The organism is Gammaproteobacteria bacterium, assembly GCA_013696315.1.
GTDB lineage: Bacteria > Pseudomonadota > Gammaproteobacteria > JACCYU01 > JACCYU01 > JACCYU01.
This window is the reverse complement of record JACCYU010000228.1, coordinates 1-8,794: the sequence shown is the minus strand read 5'-3', so window position 1 is coordinate 8,794 and position 8,794 is coordinate 1. Positions and strand designations below refer to the sequence as shown.

General features: G+C 57.7%; 9 protein-coding genes and 1 pseudogene. 6 read left to right on the top strand and 4 right to left on the bottom strand.

Annotated features, from left to right (window positions below):
* Positions 1–216: 216 nt before the first annotated feature.
* Together H0V34_13515 and H0V34_13510 are read left to right on the top strand one after the other, a co-directional pair.
* Positions 217–477: a DUF4124 domain-containing protein gene (locus H0V34_13515; protein MBA2492662.1), complete on the top strand. Its 261-nt coding sequence runs from the start codon at positions 217–219 to the stop codon at positions 475–477.
* A complete protein-coding gene (locus H0V34_13510; GenBank protein ID MBA2492661.1) occupies positions 401–820 on the top strand; it encodes a hypothetical protein in 420 nt (139 codons plus the stop codon). The genes H0V34_13515 and H0V34_13510 overlap by 77 nt, the downstream gene beginning before the upstream one ends.
* Positions 821–872: 52 nt before the next feature.
* Here H0V34_13510 and argB read toward each other — a convergent pair whose 3' ends face one another.
* The 4 genes from argB to coaBC form a co-directional block, all read right to left on the bottom strand.
* Positions 873–1,766 carry an acetylglutamate kinase gene (gene argB, locus H0V34_13505; protein MBA2492660.1) on the bottom strand — a complete coding sequence of 298 codons (894 nt, stop codon included), beginning with the start codon at positions 1,764–1,766 and terminating at the stop codon, positions 873–875.
* Positions 1,767–1,799: 33 nt separating this feature from the next.
* Positions 1,800–3,170 carry a phosphomannomutase/phosphoglucomutase gene (locus H0V34_13500; GenBank protein ID MBA2492659.1) on the bottom strand — a complete coding sequence of 457 codons (1,371 nt, stop codon included), beginning with the start codon at positions 3,168–3,170 and terminating at the stop codon, positions 1,800–1,802.
* A gap of 95 nt (positions 3,171–3,265) precedes the next feature.
* On the bottom strand, positions 3,266–3,736 hold the full coding sequence (gene dut, locus H0V34_13495) for a dUTP diphosphatase (protein MBA2492658.1): 471 nt from the start codon (positions 3,734–3,736) through the stop codon (positions 3,266–3,268).
* Between the two features lies 1 nt (position 3,737).
* Complete coding sequence (gene coaBC, locus H0V34_13490; GenBank protein MBA2492657.1) at positions 3,738–4,967, bottom strand: bifunctional phosphopantothenoylcysteine decarboxylase/phosphopantothenate--cysteine ligase CoaBC; 1,230 nt, start codon at positions 4,965–4,967, stop codon at positions 3,738–3,740.
* A 132-nt stretch (positions 4,968–5,099) separates the two neighbouring features.
* Here coaBC and H0V34_13485 point away from each other — a divergent pair.
* The 4 genes and pseudogenes from H0V34_13485 to H0V34_13470 all read left to right on the top strand — a co-directional run bounded on the left by H0V34_13485 (position 5,100) and on the right by H0V34_13470 (position 8,717).
* Positions 5,100–5,611 (top strand): annotated as a pseudogene (locus tag H0V34_13485) (JAB domain-containing protein).
* 700 nt (positions 5,612–6,311) lie between these two features.
* Entirely contained in the window at positions 6,312–7,169 is an 858-nt protein-coding gene (locus H0V34_13480) for a restriction endonuclease (GenBank protein ID MBA2492656.1), read from the top strand.
* Positions 7,166–8,092: a Dam family site-specific DNA-(adenine-N6)-methyltransferase gene (locus tag H0V34_13475; GenBank protein MBA2492655.1), complete on the top strand. Its 927-nt coding sequence runs from the start codon at positions 7,166–7,168 to the stop codon at positions 8,090–8,092. Before H0V34_13480 ends, H0V34_13475 begins: the two co-directional genes overlap by 4 nt.
* Positions 8,093–8,189: 97 nt before the next feature.
* Positions 8,190–8,717, top strand: coding sequence for a hypothetical protein (locus tag H0V34_13470; protein MBA2492654.1), 528 nt, complete (start codon positions 8,190–8,192; stop codon positions 8,715–8,717).
* Positions 8,718–8,794: the final 77 nt, after the last annotated feature.

The window sequence follows — 8,794 nt, the reverse complement described above, 5'->3', positions numbered from 1 at the left end:
AAAGAGCAGGAAACGAGTCACTTTTCGCGCCCAACACTCCCGTCAGCGAACCGATGAACCATCAACACGACTCGAAACCTGCGCTCGCGACGCGAGCCGGCTTCTCAAGTCCGACAGGCTGCTAGCTGATAAAAATTGTTGTTGCCAGGGCGGATGCTTGAGGGTACGCCCCCCGGTAAGGATTTAGTAAGAACGATGCGCACAAGGAGATGCCAAATGATTTTCCGCATAAGCATGATTCTGCCGTCGCTTGCCGCCATCGGTGGATCGCTTGCCGGCGTAAATCTGGTCGATGCCGGGTCATACCGCTGGGTGGACGCGGAAGGGGATGTTCATTACGGCGACTCGGTGCCCGCGGAGCAGGTGCGCACGGGCTACCGTGTTTATGACTCTTATGGGCGTGAGATCAGTGGTAGAGGCCGCCAGAAGCCAGCACGACTTCGAACTTGCGCTCAAGCGCGAAGCCAGATTCGCTGAGCAGGCGCGCCGCGACCGCATCTTGTTGGCGACGTTCACCAGCGAGGAAGATATTAAGTTCGTGCGCGATGATCGGCTGGCCGCGCTGAATTCAACAATAATGATTACGCAAGAAAAACTTGCGGAACTTCAGTTGCAGCAGGCTGACCTGGAGGCCCAGGCGCAAAGTCGTGTGGATACAAAGCAGCCTGTGCCGGCGGTCGTCCGAGAAGGGGTGGAACGCCTGAGCGCCAGCGTGAGCATTCTCAAGGCGAGCCTGACCTCAAGTCAAAGCGAGAAACGAACGCTCAAAAAGGCATTCGCGGCTGATCTTGGGCGTTATCGGCATCTGAAGGCGCAGTAGCCGCCTGGCGACAGCGCCCCTTACGCAAGACCATCACACGCCAGACGCCTGACTATCTTCGTGCGCCGATCAAAGTTCCGATGCCCTGATCGGTAAACAGTTCCAGCAATACCGCGTGCTCCGTGCGGCCGTCGATGATATGCGCGGCGCGAACGCCGGATTGCACGGCGTCGATCGCGCACTTCACTTTGGGCAGCATGCCGCCGTGAATCGTGCCCGCCGCGATCAAACTCTCGACTTGCGCCATACCAAGGGCTTTTAGCAGCGTTCCGGCAGCATCGAGAACACCCACGGTATTGGTCAGCATGATCAGCTTTTCAGCGCCCAGCACGGCGGCGATCTTGCCCGCCACCAGATCCGCGTTGATGTTGTAGGCGGCGCCATCTTCCCCCACGCCGATCGGCGCGATGACCGGTATGAAGCCACCGCCTTCCAGCATGCGCACTACGGACGGATCGATGGCGGCGACCTCGCCGACGTACCCTAAGTCGATGATCTCCGGCGCGATCGCCGAGGTGCTTGCGCGCGTAATCGTCAGCCGCCGCGCGCGGATCAGGCCGCCGTCCTTGCCGGTCAGTCCCACCGTACGGCCGCCGTGGCTGTTGATGAGATTCACGATCTCCGGATTGATCATGCCGCCCAGCACCATCTGCACCACATCCATGGTGTCACGGTCGGTGACCCGCAGTCCGTCGAAAAAGCGGCTCTCCATGCCCAGTTTGGCCAGCATCCTGCCGATCTGCGGACCGCCGCCATGCACGATGACGGGATTGATACCCACGTGCTTCATCAACACCACGTCGCGGGCGAAACTGCTCTTGAGCGTGTCGTCGATCATCGCGTTGCCGCCATACTTGATGACCACGGTTTTGCCCGCGAAGCGCCGTATGTAGGGCAGCGCCTCGATAAGGACCCTGGCGACGTTGGTGGCGGCGAATTTGTCCATGTTGTTAATGACTGGACGCCGAACTGAATCGTGCTAGAACGGCAGCTTCAGATCGGCATCGACCTTCGCAAGCTGCTGGCGAAACGTCCGCTGAATCCGCTTGATGCCCGCCTCGTCATCCGCCTCGAAACGGATCACCAGACTTGGTGTGGTGTTCGAGGCGCGCACCAGCCCCCAGCCGTCTGCATAGTCCACGCGCAGGCCGTCTATGTCGCTGACATTCGCGGCGCCGAAATCGGCTTGCGCCACCAGCTTTTTCATAAACGCGTGCTGCGCGCCGTCCTGCTCTAATTCGATGATGATCTCGGGGGTGTTGATCGCGTTCGGCAGCTCGGCGAATATCTCGTGGCTTGGGCGACTGTCTTTCGACAGTATTTCCAGCAGGCGCGCGGCAGCGTAAAGCCCATCATCAAATCCGTACCAGCGTTCCTTGAAAAAGATATGACCGCTCATCTCGCCCGCCAGCAGCGCGCCGGTTTCTTTCATCTTGGCTTTAATGAACGAGTGGCCGGTCTTCCACATGCGCGGCCTGCCGCCATGTCTGGCGATGACAGTGTCCAGATGCCGCGAGGATTTGACGTCGTAAATGATCTCGGCGCCGGGATTGCGCGACAACACGTCCGCCGCGTACAGCATCATCTGGCGGTCGGCCCAGATCACGTTGCCTTCGTTGTCGATCACGCCCACGCGATCGCCGTCGCCGTCGAACGCCAGACCCAGATCGAGCTTGCGGGTGCGCACGGTATCGATCAGCGTTTCCAGATTTTCGAGCTGGCTGGGGTTGGGATGATGATTTGGGAACGTGCCGTCCACGTCGCAGAAGAGCTCGGTGACCTCGCATCCGAGCTGCGCGAACAGCCGACTTGCGATCGGTCCCGCGACGCCGTTGCCGCAATCGATGGCGATGCGCATCTGCCGCACCAGCCGCACATCTTCGCAAATGCGTTCGACGTACATCTGATTGAGATCGTCGATTTCGCGCTGTCCCTTACCCGTGGTAAGCGCGCCGTCTCCAATGCAGTCATAAATCGCGGTAATGCCATCCGAGAACAAGGTGTGGCCACCCATCACCATCTTCAGGCCGTTGTAGTCCGGCGGATTGTGGCTGCCGGTAACCATAATGCCGGCGCCGGTTTTAAGGTGATGTGTGGCGAAATACAGCACCGGCGTCGGGCACTGGCCGATATCAATGGCGGTCCTGCCGGCGGCCATCAGACCCTCGCACAAGGCATTTGCCAGTTCGGGGCTGGACAGGCGTCCGTCGCGCCCGACGGCCACCCGCGGGCTGTTCGGATACAGGCTGCCAACGGCCTGACCGATGGTGCGCACTACGTCGGCGGTCAAGGTGTTGCCGATCACGCCGCGGATGTCGTAGGCGCGGAAAATGTCCGGGTTGATGTTCATCACAGTCCTCTTTAATTTTCTGTTCCTGCCCTGGGTGCGTCACTTGCCGCTACCCGCTTGTCATCAAATTTCGATTTACAGCGATTGCAGCCGTTCTAATGGCTGCCCGAGTGTCCGAAGCCGCCCGCGCCGCGCGCGCTGGCCTCGAACGTCTCCACGACGTTAAAGCGGGGCTGCACGACCGGCACGAACACAAGCTGCGCGATGCGCTCGCCGACAGCGATGGTGAACGGCTCGTTGCCGCGATTCCAGCACGAAATCATAATCTCGCCCTGATAGTCGGAATCGATCAGACCCACCAGATTGCCCATGACGATCCCGTGATTGTGACCCAGACCCGATCGTGGGATTATCATGGCCGCCAGCCGCGGGTCCTCGATATGCAGCGCGAAACCACTCCTGATCAATTCGGTCGCGCCGGGTGTCAACGTCAAAGGTTCATCGAGGCAGGCCCTGAGATCGATACCGGCCGAGCCCGAAGTCGCGAAACTGGGCATTGGAAACTCCGCGCCCAGCCGGCGGTCGAGGATCTTGAGCTGGATACCGGCGGCATCTGCTGCGGTCATCTCAGCCCTGCGCGCGTTCCAGCGGTTGCAAGCTGCCGCCGCGCGTTGATCGATAGCGCTGCGCGATCAGCGCGATCAGGTCGCGCGCGAGCCGCTCCTTGCTGGCGCTGGCCAGGCTTCGGTGGCCGCCCGGCCAGAAAACTTCCAGGGCATTGTCCTCGGACTCGAAGCCGCGCCCCGCTCCGACAAGATTGGCGGCGATCATGTCCAGCCGCTTGGCGGCCAGCTTGGCCTGCGCGTGCGTCGTTAAGTCTTCCGTTTCAGCCGCGAACCCCACCGTGAATGGCGGCCGTGCCGATGTCGCAACCGCCGCTATGACATCCGGATTCGGGATCAACTGCAACGAAAGCGGCTGGCCGCTTTTCTTCATCTTGGGTGTCGCGGATTCCGCGGGCCGGTAGTCGGCCACCGCCGCGCAGGCGATCATAACGTCCGGGGTCTCCGACAAGACCGCCGCGCACATTTCTTCAGCGGTTTCCACGTCGATGCGCGTGACACTGGCTGGTGTGCCCAATGTGACGGGGCCGCTGACCAGCGTGACGTTCGCGCCCGCCTCGGCCGCCGCGCGGGCCAGCGCGAAACCCATGCGGCCGGAACTGCGGTTGCTGATGTAGCGTACCGGATCGATAGCCTCGCGGGTCGGACCTGCGGTGACCAGCACTTTCAGTCCGGCCAGCATTCCGGTGACAAAGGTGTCCGCGAGCATCGCTACCAGCGCGTCCGGCTCCAGCATGCGCCCCGGCCCTTCCTCGCCGCACGCCTGATCGCCTGCGCCTGGCCCGAACAGCCGCACGCCGCGTGAGTTCAGGGCGTCACAATTTGCCTGCGTGGCCGCGCTGGCCCACATCAGCCGGTTCATGGCTGGCGCCAGCGCGATGGGTGCGTCGGTGGCAAGACATAAAGTCGAGAGCAGATCATCGGCCAACCCGTGCGCCAGACGCGCTATGAAATCGGCGCTTGCCGGCGCCACCAGCACGCAATCCGCCCAGCGTGCGAGTTCGATGTGGCCCATAGCGGCTTCGGCCCGCGGGTCGAGGAGGTCTGTGTGCACCGGGTTGCCGGACAAAGCCTGAAACGTTAACGGCGTCACGAACTCGCGCGCCGCCGCCGTCATAGCCACGCGCACATGCGCCCCCGCATCCCGCAAGCGGCGCGTGAGCTCGGCTGCCTTGTAGGCCGCGATGCCGCCGGTGACGCCGAGCAATACGCGCTTGTTGGCGAGCGATGTCATGGAACGCTAGTTTATCAGAAAGCTACATGCGCCTGACAAAACGTGCGCTGGTTAAAGAGTCGCCAACGCGCCTTGTTATAACCTTTGATATTCAGGCTTTGAGCTTCAGGGCTTGCACTGACGGAGAATGAAATGTCCATCGCCCAATGGCCCGCCGATGAACGGCCGCGCGAGAAACTTGCGGCGCGTCCGCGCTGTCCGACGCCGAACTGCTGGCGATCTTTTTGCGCACCGGCGTGAAAGGCAAGAGTGCTGTCGATCTGGCGCGTGACCTGCTTGACCAGTTCGGCGGTCTCAGACCGTTGTTAAACGCCGATCAAAAAACGTTCTGCGCCGGCAAGGGGCTGGGGCAGGCCAAGTTCGTCCAGCTACAGGCGGTGCTGGAGATCGCGCGCCGGCATCTGCTCGAAAACATAAAACGCGGCGATCCGCTGGCGAATCCGGCGGAAACTCGCAATTATATGGCCATGCGTCTGCGCGATCATGCGTACGAGGTCTTCGCCGCGCTGTTTCTGGATAACCGCCATCGCATGATCGCGTTCGAGGAGTTGTTTAGCGGGACCATCGACGGCGCCAGCGTGCATCCGCGCGAAGTCGTTCGCAAGGCGCTGCAGCACAATGCCGCGGCGGTAAATTGCCCATAATCACTAATTGTAGCCTAATGTATTGAATTAGCCGATGATGTTGAATGCATTGACTAACGCATACCCGCATTAGTACCCGCACCCGTCAATCAGCAACTTAAATAAAATGCCACCAAGCCCGGCCTCTTGACTCTCTGCCCAGCGGCACTATTCTCCTTCGTACTACTATCTCGCTTTACCCGCTGACGTTTTCGGCCCGGTAGACAACCCGCCGTGATACTTGCATCGGCCATTAGTTAGCGCCCTTGCGCGGCAGGGGTTATCTGTGTGCTTGCAGTGTGCACCACACCTTGGCCAGTCGCCCGGTCTGGGTCTTGGTGTCTTCGTAGTGAACCGGATCGTATCCGTGCGCCAGTCATACCATAAGCTCATACCGTACCTCATTACGCACGCGCGTATAGGTGTCAAAATATTAGCAGCCGACCCGCGCGCCCTTGCGCCCGTTTGCGCGCGCGCCGGCGTTTCCAGATAGTCGTACACGGCAGTGTGGGAGATTTGGCGCCGACTTCGATCCGCATGATTTTAGGTTTGCCTAAATTCATTAGCAATCATTCTGTGATTTGAAAGTCTTGTTCTTGACCGCGCTAACTTATTTATACGACACTGCGTAACATACATTTTGTCGTCTAATTAGCGTTAGACGCTCTGCGAACATTGGCTTACTCTGCGCGCAGACCACCGATCACATTCAGAAGCCATCATGTCGCCTGACACCTTCCTCGAAAACTTACAAGCTCACACCACGTCGTTCGCAAAGGCCGTCGCTACAGCAGAAGGCGAATGGATAATCAAGGGCTTCATTGATATTTATCGGAATATTTACACGATTTCCGTAGACACAAAAATAGTCTCAAAAGTCCTTGAACTGCTGCTCTTTCCAATGTTCATTGAGTTCGGGAAGGACAACGGCCTACGTATCGAGCTATCACCACATCAGAATTTCTACCCGGATTTAACATTCATTGACGAAGGCAGCGGTCGCAAATTCGCGGTTGACATCAAAAGCACATACCGCGTTGACAGTTCTACCGTTAACGGAATGACGCTCGGAGCCTTCACCGGATATTTCCGGAAGAGAAGCAGCAATAAAAACACTCTCTATCCGTATGAGCACTATTCCGGACATTTTGTGCTGGGCGTCATCTACTCGAAAAGCGATGGCGTCATTGATGAGCGACAGCAGTTCACTCTTGGTGATTTGGAAAAAATCCCGTCAGTTATAAGAGACTTTCAGTTTTTTGCGCAACCTAAGCATTGTCTCGCTTCGTCTCGTCCTGGGAGTGGAAATACCAAGAATATCGGCTCTGTCAACAAGATTGAGCAATTACTCAACGGTACAGGTCCGTTTCGTAGCCTCGGCGAAGAGGTCTATGACGATTACTGGATGTTCTACTTAACCCGCGACATGGCTCAGGCCCTAGAAATTGAACGACCATACGCGAACCTAAAAAGCTACCTGGAATATAAGAAGCGTGGAGTCGATACGCTCCGCGAGCACGAACAAGAAATAGCCGATCTCGGAGAAGACGGGCCTGTAAATGGGGAGGAGTCGCAGTGAGTAAGCCCCCATTGGTGCCCCCAATCAAATGTCAGGGGATAAAAACCAAGCTGGTAGAGGACATCCAGCGATTGACACAAGGCCGTCCTTTTACGCGATGGGTAGAGCCTTTTTGCGGTTCAGGCGTAGTACCTCTGAACCTGCAACCATCGAAAGCCCTCCTATGCGACTCGAACCTCCACATCATCAAGCTCTATCTCGATATTCAACAGCACAAACTTAATGCGCTGATTGTGAGGGATTTCTTAACGGCACAGGGCGCGACATTACTTGCCAGAGGCGAAGATTATTTCTATGAAGTTCGGGAGCGGTTCAATTCAGCACCAACTTCACTGGATTTCCTCTTTTTAAATAGGTCGTGCTTTAACGGAGTAATGAGATTCAACAAGAAAGGCCGGTTCAACGTACCGTTCTGTCGGAAGCCTGAGCGATTTGCGACCGCCTACATCACAAAAATCTCAAACCAAGTGACCTCTATCGCTGCCGTGATCTCCAACTCAGATTGGGAGTTTCGCGTAGCGGATTTTAAGGACACCTTAAAGAGCGCGGCGCATGGCGATCTCGTTTACGTTGATCCTCCGTATGCTGGCCGACATGTCGATTACTTTAATAGCTGGACAGATCAAGACGAAAGCGATTTGAGTAAAGCGCTTGCAGCTCTCCCGTGCGAGTTCATCCTTTCGACGTGGCACAGCAACGAATTTCGCTCCAACCTTTCGGTGGAGAAAAACTGGAGCGCGGATCGTTTTCATGTCTTTACGAAAGCGCACTTTTACCACGTCGGTTCAAGTGAAGATCTCCGCCACCCAATGATTGAGGCGCTCGTCACCAATTTTCCGGCGGAGCGCTTGCCTGTAACGGAGAAATCCTCGCAGCAAAGCCTCCTTCTTCGAGAAGAAACCAAGTCGTATGTCGCTGTCTAACAATCGCTTCCAGCCGACGGTCTTGCCTCCGCTTCGCTCCGGCAAGCCCGCGGCTGAAGCGCGGCGTTATGCGTCATCGGAACCGGAGCGCTGAGACATGAGTTGGTCCATCACGGGAAGCCGGGTTGGTACAGTTCTCGCAGTTTCGGACTCTGGCCTTCCGATCTGCCACGGCGAAGGACGGCACGAACCCAGGCCACTCGGACTGTACGGCTACGGCGGAAATATCAACCACGCCCTCCTAAGTCGACTTCAAAAGTCCAAATGCGCATGGACCATTGCCTTACCAAGCGAAGCACCCGTAAACATTGACGGCAATGATCAGGGTCTCATTGAGCGAATTCAACAGGCTCCTGAGAAGGCACACGGGATGATCACGTTTTTTTCTGACCCCGATCTTGTGGGTATCGTGAGCGTCGTGCCTGAGCCTGCCTTTGCGCATATTCGGCGGCTGCTGGAACTCGTCCTTCTCTCGGAGTCTTTGCGTTACTCGATTGCGCTCGATTTTCTTGGTTTTCGCGTTCCACACGCCACAACGAGTACGCCATCATGGGAAGAATTCATGAGCGGCAAACCTTACTTCTTCAACGAAATGGATGTCGCTTTAAGCACGAATGACGCATAACCGTTTAATGCAGCCGACCGGCCAGAAGCGGCCAGCGGCTGATTAAGACGTTGGGCCGTCATCAACCAAGGAGCCCC